The 17,739-nt window shown below is 67.3% G+C and carries 18 protein-coding genes and 1 pseudogene; 11 read left to right on the top strand and 8 right to left on the bottom strand.

Features of this window, described 5'->3' with window-relative positions; translation table 11 throughout:
* The 3 genes from BLS11_RS08525 to cheB are packed head-to-tail and all read right to left on the bottom strand — an operon-like array spanning position 1 to position 4,483.
* Positions 1–834, bottom strand: a complete 834-nt coding sequence (locus BLS11_RS08525) for a CheR family methyltransferase (protein WP_092535971.1) — start codon at positions 832–834, stop codon at positions 1–3.
* Positions 834–3,329 carry a chemotaxis protein CheA gene (locus tag BLS11_RS08520; protein WP_092535968.1) on the bottom strand — a complete coding sequence of 832 codons (2,496 nt, stop codon included), beginning with the start codon at positions 3,327–3,329 and terminating at the stop codon, positions 834–836. The genes BLS11_RS08525 and BLS11_RS08520 overlap by 1 nt, the downstream gene beginning before the upstream one ends.
* Positions 3,330–3,331: 2 nt before the next feature.
* On the bottom strand, positions 3,332–4,483 hold the full coding sequence (cheB, locus tag BLS11_RS08515) for a chemotaxis-specific protein-glutamate methyltransferase CheB (RefSeq protein WP_092535965.1): 1,152 nt from the start codon (positions 4,481–4,483) through the stop codon (positions 3,332–3,334).
* Between the two features lie 236 nt (positions 4,484–4,719).
* On the opposite strand from cheB, the gene BLS11_RS08510 reads away from it, so the two are divergent.
* A complete protein-coding gene (locus BLS11_RS08510) occupies positions 4,720–5,217 on the top strand; it encodes a chemotaxis protein CheW (RefSeq protein ID WP_092535962.1) in 498 nt (165 codons plus the stop codon).
* Positions 5,218–5,283: 66 nt separating this feature from the next.
* Here BLS11_RS08510 and BLS11_RS08505 read toward each other — a convergent pair whose 3' ends face one another.
* Entirely contained in the window at positions 5,284–6,645 is a 1,362-nt protein-coding gene (locus BLS11_RS08505) for an MFS transporter (RefSeq protein WP_092535959.1), read from the bottom strand.
* A 194-nt stretch (positions 6,646–6,839) separates the two neighbouring features.
* Between BLS11_RS08505 and BLS11_RS08500 the strand changes: the two genes are divergently transcribed.
* Both BLS11_RS08500 and BLS11_RS08495 read left to right on the top strand, forming a co-directional pair.
* Entirely contained in the window at positions 6,840–8,429 is a 1,590-nt protein-coding gene (locus BLS11_RS08500; protein ID WP_092535956.1) for a uracil-xanthine permease family protein, read from the top strand.
* A 74-nt stretch (positions 8,430–8,503) separates the two neighbouring features.
* Positions 8,504–9,307: an aldo/keto reductase gene (locus BLS11_RS08495; RefSeq protein ID WP_092537213.1), complete on the top strand. Its 804-nt coding sequence runs from the start codon at positions 8,504–8,506 to the stop codon at positions 9,305–9,307.
* Positions 9,308–9,328: 21 nt separating this feature from the next.
* Here BLS11_RS08495 and BLS11_RS08490 read toward each other — a convergent pair whose 3' ends face one another.
* Both BLS11_RS08490 and BLS11_RS08485 read right to left on the bottom strand, forming a co-directional pair.
* A complete protein-coding gene (locus BLS11_RS08490; protein WP_092535953.1) occupies positions 9,329–9,574 on the bottom strand; it encodes a hypothetical protein in 246 nt (81 codons plus the stop codon).
* Between the two features lie 24 nt (positions 9,575–9,598).
* Positions 9,599–10,762, bottom strand: a complete 1,164-nt coding sequence (locus tag BLS11_RS08485) for a mechanosensitive ion channel family protein (RefSeq protein WP_092535950.1) — start codon at positions 10,760–10,762, stop codon at positions 9,599–9,601.
* Positions 10,763–10,855: 93 nt separating this feature from the next.
* On the opposite strand from BLS11_RS08485, the gene BLS11_RS08480 reads away from it, so the two are divergent.
* The 3 genes from BLS11_RS08480 (at position 10,856) to BLS11_RS08475 (ending at position 12,290) form a co-directional block, all read left to right on the top strand.
* A complete protein-coding gene (locus tag BLS11_RS08480; RefSeq protein ID WP_092535947.1) occupies positions 10,856–11,374 on the top strand; it encodes a metal-dependent hydrolase in 519 nt (172 codons plus the stop codon).
* Between the two features lie 97 nt (positions 11,375–11,471).
* Positions 11,472–11,645 carry a hypothetical protein gene (locus tag BLS11_RS19380; RefSeq protein ID WP_175454411.1) on the top strand — a complete coding sequence of 58 codons (174 nt, stop codon included), beginning with the start codon at positions 11,472–11,474 and terminating at the stop codon, positions 11,643–11,645.
* 57 nt (positions 11,646–11,702) lie between these two features.
* Complete coding sequence (locus BLS11_RS08475; protein WP_092535944.1) at positions 11,703–12,290, top strand: peroxidase-related enzyme; 588 nt, start codon at positions 11,703–11,705, stop codon at positions 12,288–12,290.
* A 3-nt stretch (positions 12,291–12,293) separates the two neighbouring features.
* On the opposite strand, the gene BLS11_RS08470 is transcribed toward BLS11_RS08475, so the two are convergent.
* Positions 12,294–13,061, bottom strand: a complete 768-nt coding sequence (locus BLS11_RS08470; RefSeq protein ID WP_092535941.1) for a hypothetical protein — start codon at positions 13,059–13,061, stop codon at positions 12,294–12,296.
* A 176-nt stretch (positions 13,062–13,237) separates the two neighbouring features.
* On the opposite strand from BLS11_RS08470, the gene BLS11_RS08465 reads away from it, so the two are divergent.
* From BLS11_RS08465 to BLS11_RS08445, 5 genes and pseudogenes are all read left to right on the top strand, one after another.
* Entirely contained in the window at positions 13,238–13,687 is a 450-nt protein-coding gene (locus BLS11_RS08465; protein WP_092535938.1) for a response regulator, read from the top strand.
* 52 nt (positions 13,688–13,739) lie between these two features.
* The gene (locus BLS11_RS08460) at positions 13,740–14,141 is read left to right on the top strand and encodes a CopG family ribbon-helix-helix protein (protein ID WP_092535935.1); all 402 of its coding nucleotides are present in this window, start codon (positions 13,740–13,742) and stop codon (positions 14,139–14,141) included.
* Between the two features lie 64 nt (positions 14,142–14,205).
* Entirely contained in the window at positions 14,206–14,400 is a 195-nt protein-coding gene (locus BLS11_RS08455) for a cold-shock protein (protein WP_092535932.1), read from the top strand.
* A 165-nt stretch (positions 14,401–14,565) separates the two neighbouring features.
* Positions 14,566–14,985: pseudogene (locus BLS11_RS08450) on the top strand (arsenate-mycothiol transferase ArsC); the annotation flags it as partial.
* 171 nt (positions 14,986–15,156) lie between these two features.
* Complete coding sequence (locus tag BLS11_RS08445; RefSeq protein ID WP_092535926.1) at positions 15,157–15,927, top strand: creatininase family protein; 771 nt, start codon at positions 15,157–15,159, stop codon at positions 15,925–15,927.
* Between the two features lie 33 nt (positions 15,928–15,960).
* On the opposite strand, the gene BLS11_RS08440 is transcribed toward BLS11_RS08445, so the two are convergent.
* On the bottom strand, positions 15,961–17,616 hold the full coding sequence (locus BLS11_RS08440) for an acetate--CoA ligase (protein ID WP_092535923.1): 1,656 nt from the start codon (positions 17,614–17,616) through the stop codon (positions 15,961–15,963).
* Positions 17,617–17,739 lie beyond the last annotated feature (123 nt).

Genomic DNA, 17,739 nt, shown 5'->3' with positions numbered 1-17,739 from the left:
TCACGAGTTCGAATCGCCTGCGCTGTTTCGGTAGATGCGAAGCCGTTTCTCGACCGGTTCGAACCGACCGCGGCAGGAGGGCGGTATCGTCTCGGTCATCCCGATGGTGAGATAGCCGTCGGGAGCGAGCGCGGAGCCGAGCGTCTCGAAGATGGCCTGCTTGGCGTCGGTGTTGATGTAGATGAACAGGTTCCGACAGAGGACGAGGTCGAACGTCTGCGGCGGTTCCTCTTGGACCAAGTCGTGCTTCTGGAACGACACCAGATCGCGGACTTCGTCCGTGACTTGGAACGAGTCGCCGTCGCGTTCGATGTACCGTTCGTGGTCGTCCAACGGCGACAACTGATCGAGCAGGTCGTTCGTCTCCGAGGCCCGGTACTCGCCGCGGCGGGCCGCGGTGAGTATCGTCGGCTTGATGTCCGTACCGAGGATTTCGACGTTCGAGGGGTCGATTCGGTCGTCGTCGTGCGCGAGCATCGCGAGCGAGTACGCCTCGCGGCCGTCAGAGCAGGCCGCGCTCCACACTCTCGTCCGCCCCGAGGCGGACAACTCCGCGAGAACCTCCCGGAGCGCCTCCCACATCTTCGGATTGCGGAAGAAACTCGTGACGTTCACGCTCAGGGAGTTGAGCAGCGCGGTCTGTTCCTCCGCGTCGTCGAGCAACAGCGCTTGGTAGCTCTCGTAATCGTCCACGCGGCGGCGCCGCATCCGCGCGGAGATGCGCCTGTCGAGGTAGGCGTTGTTGTACGAACTCGTGGCGAACGACAGCGACTCCTCGATGATTTCGAGGAGGTCGGTGAACCCCTCGTCTGCCGAGAGGTCGGAACTTCCCATCAGTCAGCCGCCTCCTCTGCGTCCGTCGCGCCCTCGTCCTCGGTCGACGGTGGCGTCCACTCCCGCATCGCCTGCTTCCCTTGCTCGGGAAGTTCGAGCGTGCTCACGTCGAGGATGGGGATGACGTTCCCGTCGCCGATGACCGCGGTTCCGGAGAGCCCTCGGGTTCCGCTGAGCGGCCCCTGAAGCGGCGTGACGACGACTTCCTCCTGACGGGTCACGCTGTCACAGTGGAGCGCGACCTGCCTGTCTTCGGGGCGGATGCGCACGACCATCCCGCTGTCGGACTCGTCGATGTCGACGTCGAGCGCGTTCCGGAGGCGGATGAGCGGGAATATCTGGTCCTCGTGGACGACGACTTCCGCGGCGTTTATCGTCTCGACGCGCTGGCGGCGCGAAATCTCGTCGATGTACTTGATGGGGACGCCGAACTCCCGTTCGCCGACGCTGACGAACAGCACCTTGATGATGGCGACGGAGACGGGGAGGCGAATCGTGAACGTCGACCCCTCGCCCGGCGTGCTGGTGACGTCCACGGACCCGTCGAGCGACTCGACGGTGGTCTTCACCACGTCCATCCCGACGCCGCGTCCGCTCACGTCGGTGATCTCGTCGTTCGTCGAGAAGCCGGGGTGGAAGACGTAGTCGTACACCTCCTCGTCGGGTAGTTCGTTTATCTCCTCGCGCGTCGCGAGTCCCTTCGAGACGGCCTTGTCGCGCACCGCGTCGGCGTCGATGCCGCCGCCGTCGTCCTCGACGGTGACGATGACGGTGTCGTGTTGCCGGCGGGCGCTGAGTTCGATGGTCCCGGTGCGGGACTTGCCCGCCGCCTCGCGTTCGTCCGGCATCTCGATGCCGTGGTCCACGGCGTTCCGGAGGACGTGCATCAGCGGGTCGGATATCTCGTCCAAGATGGTCCGGTCGAGTTCGATATCCTCGCCCTCGACCTTGAAGCGGACGCGCTTGTCCTGTTCGCGCGCGATGTCGCGGACCATCCGCGGGAACTTGTCGAACACCTTCTTCAGCGGGATGAGCCGCATGTCCATGACGGTGTTCTGGAGGTTCGTCGATATCTTGTCCAGTTCGTCTAAGGTGTCTAAGCCGGCCTCGCCGCCCGCGCCCTCGCCCTCCATCGCCTGCCGGAGTTTGATACGGCTGGTGACGAGCTGCTCGACGAGTTCGTGGAGTTGGTCGAGTTGGTCTACGTCCACGCGGACCGACTTCACCGCCGAGATGGAGCGGCCCTTCTTCTTCTTCTTCTCGTCTTTCTTCTCCGACTCGGACGACTCCGAGGCGTCGTCGTCCGCCGACGACGCCTCGGACGCGTCTCCGCCGGCGTCCGCCGACGCGGGTTCGCCGGGCGTCTCGGCGGGTTCCTCGTCGGACTCCGCCTCGGCGTCGGCCGTCGCGTCCGCGTCCGCTTCGACGGCGTCGGACTCGGGGGCGTCCGCGTCTGCGTCCGCCTCGGACGCGTCGTCGGACGTTCCCCCGCTACCCGAGAACGAGGCGACGGCTTCGACGGCCGCCTCGGCCTCCTCGGGGTCTACCTCGGCCGACGGGTCGGCGACCACGCCCTCGGCGTCGTCTGCGTCCGTCCCGTCGCCGGATGCGCTTCGTTCGTCGGCGTCGTCCGACTCCGTCGAGTCGTCGCCCGCCGCGGACTCCGCGGCGTCCGCTTCGGATTCCGTCTCCGCCTCGGCGTCCGTCCCGGCGTCCGCGTCGCCCGCGACCGGTGCGTCGAACGCGTCCGACGCGTCGGTGCACTCGACGGATTCGACCTTCCAGAGGCCGGAGAGCGTCGCGTCGAGTTCCTCGCCGGGAACGCCCGCGACGAAGAGCGCGAAGCCGTCCTCGAAGTCGCCGCGTTCGATGCTGTCCACGTCGGGGCTCGCGCCCACGACGTCGAACTCCTCGGGCACGTTGCCCAAGAAGAGGCCGGCGTCGACGCCCTTCATCTCGCCCGTGTCGAGTTCGACCGCGACGTGGTAGAGGTGGTCGGCGTCCGCGACGGTCCCCTCGTCGAGGACGTCACGGGTCAGCGCGGCCACGTCGGTTTCGGCGGCCGACTCGTCAACGGCCGCCGCGTCCGAGTTTCCCGCCGTCGTCTCCGCGTCGTCGTCGCCCTCCGCCGCGGCGCGAATCTTCTCGACCAGGTCCGTCGGGTCGGTCCGGGACTCGCCGTGCTCCTCTATCTCGTGGAGGATGTCGAGAATCTCGTCCATCCCGTCGAACACGAGGTCCATGCGCTCGGGCGTGACTTCGAGGCGGTCGTGCCGAATCTCGTCTAAGAGGTCCTCGACTGCGTGGGCGACCGTCGCCGCGTTGTCGAAGCCCATCGCGCCGAAGTTCCCCTTCAGCGTGTGCGCCTGCCGGAAAATCTCGTCGATTGCGTCGGTGTCTTCGGGGTTCGACTCCAGTTCCAGCAGCGAGTTGTTCAGTTGCGTGATGCTCTCTTCGCTCTCGGTGATGAATGCTTGGTAGAGTTCCTCGTCCATCGTTAGTCCTCCTGTAGTCCGCGCAGGACGCCGTCGGCGACGCCCTCCGCTGGTGCGATCGTATCGACGCAGCCCGTCTCGATGGCTCGCTTCGGCATGCCGAAGATGGCTGACGTCTCTTCGTCCTGTGCGACCGTGTGTCCGCCCGCGCCGTGGATGCGACCCATCCCGTCGACGCCGTCTCGACCCATGCCGGTCAGGAGGACGCCCGCGAGGGGGCCCTCGACCGATTCGACGGCCGAGGCCATCGTCAGGTCTATCGCGGGTTTGACTCCGTGGACCGGTTGCGTGTCGGTGAGTTCGAGCGTGAGTCGCCCGCCTCGGTCGCGGGTGACGAGTAGGTGCGACCCGCCGGGGGCGATGCGCGCCTCGCCGACGCCGATCTGTTCCCCGTCGGTCGCCTCGCGGACGTCGTACTCCGAGCGGTCGTTCAGGCGGTCGGCGAAGCGTGCGGTGAACCCTTTCGGCATGTGCTGTACCACGAGGATGCGGAGGTTCGCCTCCGTCGGAAGGTCCCCGAGGACGCGTTCGACGACGTTCGGACCGCCGGTCGACGCCCCGACGATAAGCGTCGAAACGTCGGGGTACGCGGACTCGTCCGTCGGGCGCGACGACGAGGACGAACCGCCGGACGACGTCCGCTCTGACGTCGTCGGTTCGGACGCGTCGTCCGTCTGTTCGGGCCCGTCGGGCGTCTCTCGTTTCGTCTTGCGCGCCGCCGAGAGGTCGACCGCCGCGGCGGACCTGACCTTCTCGACTAACTCGCGTTTGACCCGCGGCATCGAGGAGGTGACCTCGCCTCCGGGTTTCGTGACGAAGTCGACGGCACCCTTATCGAGGGCCTCGAAGGTCACCTCGGCCCCGTCGTCGGCGTGCGCGGACAACATCAACACCGGCGTCGGACACTCGGACATGATGGTCTCGACCGCTTCGAGACCGTTCATCTCCGGCATCTCGATGTCCATCGTCACGACGTCGGGTTCGCAGTCGCCGACGACGTCGACGGCGTCGGCGCCGTTCTCCGCCTCGGCGACGACGTCGATGCCGCCGTCCTCCAACAGCGTGCGGATGAGAGTCCGCATGAACCGCGAATCGTCTACGACGACGGCGCGGGTGTTCGCGTCGCCGTTACCGGGACCGGAGACGGCGCTCATCGGTGCGACCCCGCTACCCTCGCGGGAACGCCGGGGTCTGCGGGGGTCGCCCGCCGGGTCGAAGCCGTTCGTACTCTGTTCTGTCCGCTCATCTATAGACGACGTTCCGAATTGGGCACCTTAAACGCTCCCCGGCAAGAATCACGGCTGATAATCGGGTACGTACATTTATTGGCGGCTTCGCGCCAGATACGAGCAAGCCCGGCGTCGCCGAGGCGGCGTCGGAGGACCACAACATGTCGCAGAACACACAGGCCGCGGGTGCCGGAGCGACCACCGGGGCGGCGGCAGACGACACGGAAGAGGAATCGACCAAGGAAGTGCAGGTGCTGGAGTTCAAACTCGGCGGGGAGACGTACTGCGTCGACATCGACTACGTCTCGGAGATAGTCGACAAGGGGTCGCTCACCGCGGTTCCGAACGCACCCCACTACGTGGAGGGCGTGATGGACCTCCGCGGGCGAACCACCTCCATCATCAACCCCAAGTCGCTTCTCAACGTCGACGACGACGACGACGAGTCGAAGCGCATCGTCATCTTCGACCCCGGGAAGTTCGACGACGAGGCGGCCATCGGATGGATGGTCGACGAGGTGTACCAGGTCGTCCGCGTCGGCATGGACGACGTCGAGGAACCGCCCTTAGAGAAGGACGACGCCATCGAGGGCGTCATCAAGCGCGACGGCGAACTCGTCATCTGGATATCGCCCGTCGACGCCGTGGCGTCGGCCTGAACGCGCCGCGCCGTCTCTCTCTTCTGCGATTTCGTTTCGGTCGGAGCGACCGCGACTCGCCGACGTTCAGTCGCCGGCGACGGGGTCCGTCGTCGTCCCACCGGGGCGGCCGGCGACGGCCACTCCGACGGCGGCGACGACGCAGGCCGCCGCGACGCCGAACGCCGCCCCGTAGCCGAGTCCGTCCGCCACCGCGCCGCCGAGGATGCTCCCGACGCCGCCGCCGAGACTGCCGAGTGCGGTGTACGCGCCCAACGCCTCGCCGCGGACGGACTCGGGTGCGAGCGTGGAGACGAGTCCCGTCGCCGTGATGCTGATGACCGCCCACGTCACGCCGATGGCGAAAAAGAGGACGCCGACGACGGCGAGTCCGACGGGCGGCGCGAGGGCGGCCCCCACGAACGCGACCAACGGGAACGCGACGGCGCGCGAGAGGAGCGCACCGGTCTGCAGGCGGAACGGGTCCCGCCGCGCGACGAGACTCCCGACGCGGGCGTACGACACCGCCGAGGCGGCCGACGACGCCACGAACAGGCCGAACACCTGGTCCGTCGAGTAGCCGGCCTCCGTGAGGTACGCCGGAAGCGGGCCGAAGAAGGCCGCGAACCCGGTGAAGAACACAGTCGCCGCGAGGAGGTAGCGCGTCAGTCCCGCGGGAAAGCGCCCGCGGAGTCCGCCCGCGCCCGACGCACCGTCGCCGTCGGACCCTCTGCGCAGGTTCCGAAGCGCCCAGTAGACGCGTTGCGGGCCGAACGGGACGGCTCGGACGGACCGCCCGAGCATCCCGTTGCCCGCGAACTGCTCTGCCAGTCGCAGGAACCGTCGCTCGGAGATGGTCGATTTCTCGGGGTAGCGCGCGTAGACGACGGCGAGACCGGCGAGTGCGGCGACGCCGCCCGCGAGGAAGAACAGGCGCTTGGCTGCGAGGGGTCCGACGCCGACCGGACCCGCGGCGGCGGACCACACCGCGCCGACGACGAGGCCGCCCAGCCAGCCGTACCCCTGATAGTGGTTGAGGAGGCCGAACCGTTCGCTCCACCGCGACGCCTCGTACCCCTCGACGACGATGACGTTGAGCACCGGCGCGGCGGCGGCCACGACGAACCAGAGAGCGGCGTTGGCGACCAGAACCGCCCACGGCGACGTGTAGAACGGCATCGTCAGGAGGACGACGGCGGTGAGTCCGAGGGCCACGAGGACGAACGGTCGGCGGCGATTCGTCGTCGCGACGAGTTTCCCCCAGAGTATCGCGCCGGGGACGCCGGCGAACGCCGCCGTCGCGGCGACGAGACTGACCAGAAGCGCCCCCGCCCCCAAGTCGATGGCGTACAGCGGTACTAACAGCGAGGCCGCACCGACCGACGCGTAACCGAGGCCCCACCCCAGTAGCCACGAGTCGTTCCCCGTCGTCTCCCTTGGACCGGACATATCGGCTCCACGGACGGCGCACGCAAATCAGTTGTCACGCTTACCTGTCTCCTATCTCCGTTGTCGCGTCCGCGGGGACGGTTCGAACGCGTGAGCGTCCCGCACGGTCGTTCCGTACGTCTCGTCGGGCGCAGAACGTCGGATATATGTGCGTCGGTACGAACCCAACCGACAGACATGGACGGGGATTCGAGATGAGTCGCGGGGGCGACTCGTCGTTCGTAGAGTACAGCATCGAAGACAAACCACCCTTCGGAACCTCGCTGCTTCTCGGCGTCCAACACTACCTCACGATGGTCGGCGCGAACATCGCCGTCCCCCTCATCCTCGCGGGCGCACTCGGCATGCCCGCCGAGATTATCCCGCGCTTCGTCGGGACGTTCTTCGTCGTCTCGGGGATAGCGACGCTGGCGCAGACGACGTTCGGGAACCGCTACCCCATCGTGCAGGGCGCGCCGTTCTCGATGCTCGCGCCCGCACTCGCCGTCGTCGGCGTCGTGACGGCGACGAACCCCGCCGGCCCCGATTGGCAGGCGGCGTTGCTCCAGTTGCAGGGGGCTATCATCGCGGCGGCGGTGGTCGAAATCGTCGTCGGCTACCTCGGCTTGCTGGGGAAACTCCGCGCCTATCTCTCGCCGGTCGTCATCGCGCCGACGATAGCGCTCATCGGCCTCTCGCTTTTCGACACGTCGCAGGTGACCTCCGCCGGGGGTAACGTGTGGCTCCTCGCGTTCACCCTGCTTCTCATCGTCCTGTTCTCGCAGTACTTCGACACCGCCCACCGCGTGTTCCAACTGTTCCCGGTGCTCCTCGGTATCGTCGCCGCGTACGTCGCCGCCGCCGTCCTCTCGGCCACCGGCGTCTACGCGCCCGGAACGCCGGGGTACGTCGACTTCGGGATGGTGCTGTCCGCGCCGGCGTTCGTGCCCATCTACCCCCTCCAGTGGGGCTTCGCGGGCGGGCCGAACACGGTGACGGTCGGACTCCCCCTCGTCGGGTCCGTCGCGTTCGGCGTGCCGCAGTTCACCGCCTCCTTCTTCGTCGGGATGCTGGCGGGCGTCGCCGCCTCGATGATAGAGTCTCTGGGCGACTACCACGCCGTCGCGCGCCTCTCGGGCGTCGGCGCGCCCTCGAAGAAGCGCATCGACCACGGCATCGGCATGGAGGGCATCATGAACGTGTTCTCCGGCATCATGGGCGGGAGCGGTTCGACCTCCTACTCGGAGAACATCGGCGCCATCGGCCTGACGGGCGTCGCCTCCCGATACGTCGTCCAAATCGGCGCGGCGGTGATGCTGTTCGTCGGGTTCGTCGGCTACTTCGGCCAACTGGTCGCCACCATCCCGGACCCAATCGTCGGCGGCCTCTACATCGCCATGTTCGGCCAAATCGTCGCCGTCGGCCTCTCGAACCTCAAGTACGTGGACTTAGACTCCTCGCGCAACGTCTTCATCGTCGGCGTCGCCCTGTTCGTCGGACTCGCCGTCCCCTCGTACATGGGGAACGTCGGGTCGGCGCAGGCGTTCCAGGAGGGGATGGCCGGCGTCTGGCTGTTCGGCCCGGTTCTCGGGACCCAAATCGTCGCGAACACCGTCTACGTCATCGGCTCCACCGGCATGGCCGTCGGCGGCCTGTTCGCGTTCGTCCTCGACAACACCGTCGAGGGCACCCGCGAGGAACGCGGACTCGACGAGTGGGAGGAGTCCGCGGAGGCGGACGAGGACTTCGCCTCGGCGTACGACCGGTTCGTCCGCAGCGACGAACGGCAGACGAAGGCCGACTGACCGCCCGAACGCTCGAACGCTTTCTTCTCGCCGCTTCGCTCACACCTTTGCCCGTCGCGTTCGACGGGTCGGACGTGACCGACCTCGACCTCCCGGACATCGGACTCGGCACCTCCGGAAACGACGACCCCGAGGAGTGCGCAGAGAGCGTCGCGACGGCGCTGAATCTCGGCTACAGGCACGTCGATACGGCGCAGATGTACGACAACGAGGCGGCCGTCGGCGAGGGAATCCGCCGGAGCGACGTCGACCGCTCGGAGGTGGTCCTCGCGACGAAAGTTCACCCCGACAACCTCGCGCCCGACGACGTACGGCGGACGGCCCGCGAGAGCCTCGACCGCCTCGGCGTCGACTCCGTGGAGATGCTCTACGTCCACTGGCCCACCGGCGCGTACGACGCCGAGGAGACGCTTCCGGCGTTCGACGAACTCCGCGACGAGGGTCTCGTCGACCACGTCTGCGTGAGCAACTTCACGCCCGAACTCCTCGCGGAGGCGCGCGGGATTCTCGACTCACCGCTCGCGGCCAACCAAGTGGAGTGTCACCCCCTCCTCCGACAGGACGAACTCCGGGCGGACGCCCGCGAACACGGCTACTCGCTGGTGTCGTACGCACCGCTCGGCCGAGGGGAGTTCTTCGACGACCCGACGCTCGTCGATATCGCGGAGAAGCACGACGCCACGCCCGCGCAGGTGTCTCTCGCGTGGGCGATGGCCCAAGAGTCGGTCGTCCCGATTCCGAAGGCGACGGGCGACCACATCGAGGAGAACCTCGCCGCGCGCGACGTGGAACTCGACGCGGAGGACCTCGACCGCATCGCCGACATCGACCGCGAGAAGCGAATCATCGACCCCGACGACGCGCCGTGGCACCGGTGACGGCGAGCGACGAACTCCCGGTCAGGCGTCGTCGTCCGACCGGTCGGCGCGCGTCTCTCCGTCGTCGCCGTCGCCGCCGTCGCGGAGCGTCGCCGCCGCGTCGTCGGTCGGCGCGTCGCCCTCGACGCCCGCGCGCCCGACGGCGACCAGAAACAGGTAGCCGACGGCACCCAACGCGAACAACGCGACGGGGATGACGAACGGGCCGTACGCGTTGATGACGCCGTCGAGGAGCTCCGCGACGGCCGACTGCATCGGCGAGACCATACGGCCGTTCGGTCCCCCGCGAGGTTACCGTTTGGGGCGTCCGTCGGCGAGGTCTGCGGAGTCGCCGTTCGAGGCGATTTCCGCGTCGAGAGCGTCGCCGTTCGCGGCGGCGGTGGGTGCGTCGGCGTCGACGCCGGCCTCGCGCCGAATCGTCACGTCGCGCTTGGGGTACGGAATCTCGACGTTCGCGGCGAGAAGTTCCGTGTAGAGCGCCCGGTTCAGTTCGTGTTGGGCGCGGCGGCGACGCGTCGGGCCGTCGACCCAACAGAGCAGTTCGTACTCCAACGCGGAGTCGCCGAAGCGCCGGAACCGCATCCGCGGGCGCGGCGAGTCGAGGACGATATCGGCCGCGAGGGCGACGTCGACGCCGAGTGCCTCGAAGGCGTCCACGTCGGTGCCGTAGGCGACGCCGACGGGGACGCGAATCCGCCGTCGGCGTTGGGGCGCGGACTCGTTCGTTATCTTCGCGGCGTTGAGGACGGAGTTCGGCACCGTCACCAGCAGTTCGTCGCGCGTGAGCAGGGTGGTCGACCGGATACCCACCTTCACGACGGTTCCGGCGGTGCCGTCGTCGAGGACGATGTAGTCGCCTATCTTGTACGTGTCGTCGAAGTAGAGGGCGATTCCCCCGAAGAAGTTGGCGACGGTGTCCTTCGCGGCGAACCCGACCGCTATCCCGGCGACGCCCGCCGCGCCGAGGAGGGGGGTTATCTCGACGTTCCAGAGCCAAAGGAGCGTCGCGGCGGCCCCGCCGAGGACGACGAGCGTCCAGACGTTCGAGAACACCGGCGCGAAGTCGTAGCGACTCCCCTTCTCGGAGACGGAGTCGACGATTCGGTTGACGATGCGGTTCGCGGCGACGGCCCAGACGACGACGATGACGGAGAGGGAAGGCAGGCCGAAGAACCGTTCGACGGTCGCGGGGTCCACTAACACGGCGGTTCGGACGGCGGGCACCTGCGTCAGGACGAACACGCCCGCCAGCGCCGCCGTCAGGACGACCGGAATCCGAAGTTCCGTGAGGACGATGTCGTCGTACTCCGTGTCTGTGTGGGTGACGTAGCGGCGGGCGGCGCGGAGGACGACGAACTCCAACGCGAGGGCCGCGCCGACGGAGACGAGGAGGACGAGCGCCGTCGTCTCCCACGGACCGAAACCGTCGAAAATGCGGACGAGAGGGTCGAACATGGGAGATATGGACGCCGCCGAGAGATAACCGTTTCCGGTACGGTCTCCGGCGGCGACCGGTCGCTTTTTCCGGCCGCCACGCCGACGGGGGGTATGTACCAACTGGGGCACTACGGCGTCTCCCTCGCGGTGTTCTCGCCCGTCGGGTTCGCCCTCCTCCGCCTCGGACGGCCGGAGTTGGCGTTCCTGACGGGCGCGGCGATGCTCGGGTTGGCGATGCTGCCGGACGTCGACCACCGGATTCCGTTCCTCGACCACCGCGGTCCGACCCACTCGCTCCCGTTCGCCGCCGCCGTCGGCGGCGCGTTCGCCGGGGTAGGCCACCTGCTGGCCGACGCGGGGTCGGAAGTCGGCGTCGCCCTCGCAGTCGGCGTCGGCGGCGTAAGCGTCGGTCTGCCCGCGTTCGGCTTCTTCGTCGGCGTCCTCACCGTCGTCGCGCACCTCCTCGCCGACGTGCTCACCCCGATGGGCGTGAACTTCCTGTGGCCGCTTTCGTCCCGCCGGTACTCGCTGTCGCTTTGGCCCGCGAAGAGTCGAATCGCGAACTACGGACTGTTCGCCGCGGGCGTCTTCGTCGCGTCGGCCACGTTCCTCCTCGCGGTCAGGGTCTGAGCGGCGGCCGAAGTCGACGCTTCCTCTCTGGACCTGTTTTAAACGGGGCGTCCGAACCGGCGAAACAGTAATCCGAAGCGCGGCGAGAGATGTCAACATGGGAAACAGAGACCCGAAATCGAACGGTCCCCTCTCCCCGTACTTCCCCTCCGAGGTGCCCTCCCTGCCGGGGAACGGCCGCCGGTGGTTCGCGATTCTCCTCGCCGCGGCGTTCCTCAGCGGTCCGGTGTACGTGTTCGTCACGTTCCTCATCTCGGCGTTCTTCCTCTGAAGGACGCGCGCGGACGCGGGCGCAAATCATTAAGCATCGACCGGGAGGAATACCGGCATGGTCGAGTTCGACTCCGACGCGATGCGGCGCTTTCCGGTCCCCGAGTACGACGAACTGCCGGCGGACCTGAAGGAACGAATCGACGAGGAGACGGACCGCGCGGGCTTTCCGCCGAACGTCTTCGCGGCGTTCGGGTACAAGCCGAGTCACTTCCGGGCGTTCTTCGACTACCACGACGCCCTCGTCGAGGACACCTCCCTCGACAGGGAGGAGGTGGAGATGATAATCGTCGCCGTCTCGGGCGTCAACCACTGTTACTACTGCAACGTCGCCCACGGCGCACTCGTCCGCATCTACGCCGAGGACCCGACGCTCGCGGACCAACTCGTCGCGAACTACCGGACGGCGGACGTCTCCGACGAACGACTGGCGATGCTCGACGTGGCGGTGAAACTCACCGAACGGCCGACGGAGGTGGACGAGTCCGACTTCGAACTCCTGCGCGAGGCGGGGTTCACGGAGGAGGAAATCTGGGACGTCGGCGCGGTCACCGCGTTCTTCAACCTCTCGAACCGGATGGCGATGTTCGCCGACATGCGCCCGAACGAGGAGTTCCACGAGATGGGACGAAACTCGGGGGAGTGAGCGTCAGAAGACGCCGATGACGAACCCCAGTCCAATCGCGATCAAGACGAGGGCCGAAATCGTCGGGAAGTACGGCGCGAGTGCCTCCACGCGGTCCTCGTAGCGGTAGTACCCCGCCACGAGGAGCAACGTGAGGCCGACGATGCCGGCGACGACGGCGAGGGCGTAGGCGGTCATCAGTTCGAGGCAGTAGTTCGACCCCGAACAGAGGAGGATAATCTCGAACTCCTCCTCGTGGGCGAACCCGAGGACGAACGCGAACGAGGCGAGACTCCGGAGACTCGTCTCCGAGGCGTCCGGTTCCGGATGGTCGTGGTCGTGCGAGTGACCGCCCGAGGGGAGGACGCCGCGGAGGCGTGCGGAGAGACCGGTGTCGGTGTCGGCGTCGCGGTGGTGGCTGTGGTCGTGACCGTGGGTGTGGCCGTGGTCGTCGGAGTCGTCGTGTCCGTGGTCGTGACCGTACCCGTGTCCGCCTCCGCGGAGTTCGTGCAGACCGAGGAGAATCAGGAGGATACCCGCGACGGTCGGAAGCCACGACGCCTCCCCGAGTTCGAAGTACGACTTCGCGGCGAAGAAGACGGCGACCATCGCCAGACTGCTGACGAGGTGGCCGACGCCGAGGACGACGCCCGCGAGTGTCCCGCGGACCCACTTCCGTCGCTTCTCCATCGCGTACGCCGCCGCGACGGGCCACCCGTGTCCGGGTTCGACGCCGTGGACGACGCCGAGGCCGACGGCCCCGACGAACAGTCCGACGAGTTCGCTCACCATGACGGAGGTAGTCGAAGACGGCGTAAAACGCCTGTTAAGACCGATTCGGGGGTTTCGTAATAACGACGACCGACGCAGCGAACGGACTCGAACCGCGAGAGCCGGAACGGTAGGGTTCAGAACAGGTCAATAGAGCCGACCGCGTCGTTTTATTCTTGCATCCATAGAAGTAGGTAATGGCCACGGACGCGACAGTTGACTCGATAGAAATTCTACTGGTCGAGCCCAGTCCCGGCGACACGCGGTTGTTCACAGAGCAGTTCGAGGACGCGAAGATTCTGAACACGCTAAACGCGGTTTCCGACGGCGAGTCCGCCCTCGATTACATCCACCAACGCGGCGAGTACGAGGATTCCCCGTGTCCGGACCTCATTCTGCTGGAACTGCAACTTCCCGGAAAGAGCGGCATCGAGGTGCTGTCCGAACTGAAAGGCGACCCCGAAGTGGCCGACATCCCGGTGGTCGCCCTGACGAGTTCGGACCTCGGCGAGGATCTGGTCAGGTCGCACGGACTGGAGGCGGAGGCGTACATCCAGAAACCGGTCGAACCCGCGGAGTTCGTCGAGTTCATCCAGTCCGTCGAGGACTTCTGGCTCAAGATCGTCCGAGACTCCGACGAGGAGTGAGTCGCGCCCGTAGCAGTCGGCTTCTTGTCCCTCCGCCGCCGACCGTCGAGGTATGCGAACCAGTCTGAACGTATCCGAGGAGGTGCTCTCGGCGTTCGACGCCGTCTGGCGGGCCGAGGGTATCGACTCCCGGTCGCGCGCCATCCGCGAGGCGATGCTGGAGTACGTCGAGTCCCACAGTCGACTCGAAGACGCCGAGGGCGACATCGCCGCCGTCGTCGTCTTCGACTACGAACACGAGGCGGTCATCGGCGAGTTGCACGTCGTCCAACACGAGTTCGAGGCGGTCATCGACGCGACGAGTCACACCCACCACGGCGAGTGGTGCCTCGAAGCGGCGTTCTGCGAGGGCCCGGCCGAACGGGTCCGAACGCTCGTCTACCGCCTCCGGGACTTCGACGCCGTCCGCCGCGTCTCTGTGCTGTCTCTGACCGCGGAGTCCACGGAGATGTGAGTGTTCGCATCGTGATACAGACGCCGGAATCCTTATCAGTCCCCTGCCCGTTTTACCGTGCGTAATGGCGAAAGGTACGGTTGCGTTCTTCAACGACACAGGCGGTTACGGTTTCATCGAAAGCGACGACGCGGACGAAGACGTGTTCTTCCACATGGAAGACGTCGGCGGCCCGGACCTCGAGGAGGGTCAGGAGGTCGAATTCGAAATCGAGCAGGCCGACAAAGGCCCGCGAGCGAAGAACCTCCAGCGTCTGTAAGAACGCAACACGGTAGCGGTACTGCGGTCGGCGGCCACGTCGATTCTCACCACGGTTCTGCCGTTTTTCACGCCTCCTAGTCCCGACTCCGCGCCCGAACGGGCGTGCGGCGATACCGACGAGACGGCGAAGCCACTATGCCGTCTCCGCCGAGAGTCTCCGCCGATGGTCCCATCCCCACCCACCGTCGCGTTCGTCTGCGTCCAAAACGCCGGGCGGAGCCAGATGGCCTACGCGTTCGCGCGGAGAGAACTCGCGGAACGAGAACTCGACGCGACCGTCCTCACGGGCGGGACGCGCCCCGCCGACGGCGTCCACGAGAACGTCGTCGAGTCGATGGCCGAACTCGGAATCGACCTCTCGGACCGCACGCCGCGGGAGGTCACGTTCGAGGAGATAGCCGACGCGGACTACGTCGTCACCATGGGATGTTCCGCCGAGGACGTCTGCCCCGCCGGGTGGGGCGGCGAGAACCGCGACTGGGGACTCGACGACCCGCACGGCGAGGGGCCGGAGAAGACGGCGGAGATACGCGACGAGATACGCCGCCGCGTCGGGGCGTTCTTCGACGAACTCGAAGCGGAGGCGGGCACGGACGCGGAGACGGAGGCGGCGGACGCGGGTGCGACGGCGGAGACGGAGACGAACGCCGCGAACGACCGGTAACGGTCGAACCGCTTTCTCGCGTCGGACCGGCGAACCGTGCGGCGCGATTCCACACCAACCTATTGGTCGTTCCTCCCGGAGAGTTCGGTAATGTACCTCGGAGACGAAGCGTGGCCGGACCTCGAAGCCTACTTCGAGGAAGAATCGCTCGCACTGGTTCCCACCGGGTCGACGGAACAGCACGGTCCGCACCTCCCGGAGGCGACTGACCACCTCATCGCGGAGGCGTTCGCCCGGGAGGCCGCAGACCGGACGGGGTACCTCTGCACGCCGACGATAAACGTCGGCGTCAGCGGTCACCACCGGCAGTTCCACGGGACGATGTGGGTCGAACCGCGGGTGTTCCGAGAGTACGTCGAATCGCTGACGCGGAACCTCACCGAACACGGCATCGACCGGGTGATATACGTCAACGCCCACGGCGGGAACGTCCCGCACCTCCGGGAGGTGGGCGCGCGCCTCCGCGAGGACGAGACGGCGTTCGCGATAGAGTGGATGTGGAACGAGAGCATCCCCGAACTCGTCGACGACCTCTTCGAACAGAACGGGCCGCACGGCGGGCCGAAGGAGACGGCGATGATTCAGTACCTCCGCTCGGAGTTGGTCCACGACGACCGACTGACGGAGGCCAGAGACGGCGGGGTTCCGAGCGTCGACGCGGCCGGGACCGTGAAGTACGGGTCGCGGACGTTCTACGACGCCGCCGACAACACGGCGAACGGCGTCCTCGGCGACCAGACGGACGCGACTGCGGAGAAGGGCGAGGAGATGTTCGAGGCCGCGAGCGACCAACTCGTCGAACTCTGCGAGTGGCTAGCCGCGCGGGAGTTCGAGGAACTGATGCCGGAACCGCACGTGTAGGCGCGGCCGGCGACGGGTCCGTCGAAGCCGGGGTTACTGCCCGAACGCCTCCTTCTCCTGGGTTCGGAGTTCGATGCGGCGTATCTTTCCGCTGGATGTCTTCGGGAGTTCCTCGACGAACTCCACCCGGCGCGGATACTTGTACGGGGCCGTCTCCTCCTTCGTGAACTCCTGAATCTCGGTCGCTAACTCGTCGGAGGGGTCGTACCCGTCCGCGAGGACGATGTACGCCTTCACCACGTCGCCGCGTTCCTCGTGCGGCGAGGCGACGGCGGCCGCCTCGGCGACCGAGGGGTGCGAGACGAGGGCGTCCTCCACCTCGAACGGGCCGATGCGGTACCCCGCGGAGATGATGATGTCGTCGGCGCGCCCCTCGAAGAAGAAGTAGCCGTCCTCGTCGCGGGAGGCCAAATCGCCCGTCCGGTAGTACTCGCCCGCGAACGTCTCGCGGTCCAACTCCTCGCGTTCGAAGTAGCCGTCGAAGATGCCCGGACAGTCGACGGGGACGGCGATTTCGCCGATGTCGCCCGCGCCGAGTTCCTCTCCCTCGTCGTCGAGTATCGTCGTGCCGAGGCCGGGCGTCGGCTTCCCCATGCTGCCGGGCTTCACGTCGATTCCGGGGTAGTTCGAGACGAGAGCCACCGTCTCCGTCTGCCCGTACCCGTCCCGCGGCGTGACGCCGAACGCGGATTCGAGGGCCTCGATGGGTTCGCGGTTCAGCGGTTCGCCCGCGGAGAGGGCCGCGCGGAGGTCGATGTCGTACGCCGAGAGGTCCGCCTGCGCGAACATGCGGTACTGCGTCGGGACGGCGCAGAGGCGGGTGACGCCCTCCTCGGCCATCACCGAGAGGAACGTCTCGGGGTCAAACTCGCCGTCGTAGAGCAACTGCGTCGCCCCCGTCGTGAGTCCGACGCCGACGGGACTCCAGAACCACTTCGCCCACCCGGTCCCGGTCGTCGCCCAGAGGAGTTCGTCTTCGAGGGTCGGCGCGTCGGACCCCTCGAACCCCGGCGCGACGACGCCGTCCGCGGTGACGCCCCACCAGTAGGGCGCGTTCACGAGTTCGAAACACCGCATCCACCGGTGGCGGTGCACCACCGGTTTCGGTTGGCCCGTCGTCCCAGACGTGTAGTTGATGGACATCGGGTCCTCGGCGCGGAGTTCCGGACCGTCGTGCGTCTCCGCCCGTCCGTCGACCGATTCCTCGAACGAGTCCCACCCGTCGAGGGCGCCGCCGACGCAGACGAACGTCGAGAGGGGCGTCTCCTCGCGGACGGCGTCGACCATGCCGACGAGAGAGTCGTGGGCGACGACGGCCGTCGCCTCGCAGTCGGACGCCCGATAGGCGATGTCCTTCGGTTTGAGCATCGACGAACAGGGGACGAGCAACGCGCCGCGCTTCAGAGCGCCGAGTTGAATCGCGAACACGTCCGGGTGCCGCGGCAGGAGGTGCAACACCCGGTCGCCCGGACCGACGCCCGCCGCCTCCAACGCGTTCGCAAAGCGGTTCGCGTCCCGCCGCAAGTCGCCGTACGTCCGTTCCTCGCGGACGCCGCCGGCGTCTCGGAAGCGAAGCGCCACCCGGTCGTCGAACGAGTCCGCGTGCGACTCGACGACCGCCGGGAGGTTGTAGTCGGCGGGTACGTCCCACTCGAACGATGCTACCGCGGCCTCGTACTCTACGGTCATGGTAGTTAGTCGCACATAATCGTAATAATCGTTAGTGTTTTTTCAGGCGGCGGCTTCCCGCCGCCTCACCCTCCGAGGACACGGCCGGCGTTCCCCGAGGGTTCCGGCGGTCCGGACCGCCTC

Origin of the sequence: Halopelagius longus (assembly GCF_900100875.1) — an archaeon.
GTDB lineage: Archaea > Halobacteriota > Halobacteria > Halobacteriales > Haloferacaceae > Halopelagius > Halopelagius longus.
Note: the sequence above shows the minus strand (reverse complement) of the source record. Positions and strands in the feature narration are given on the sequence as shown.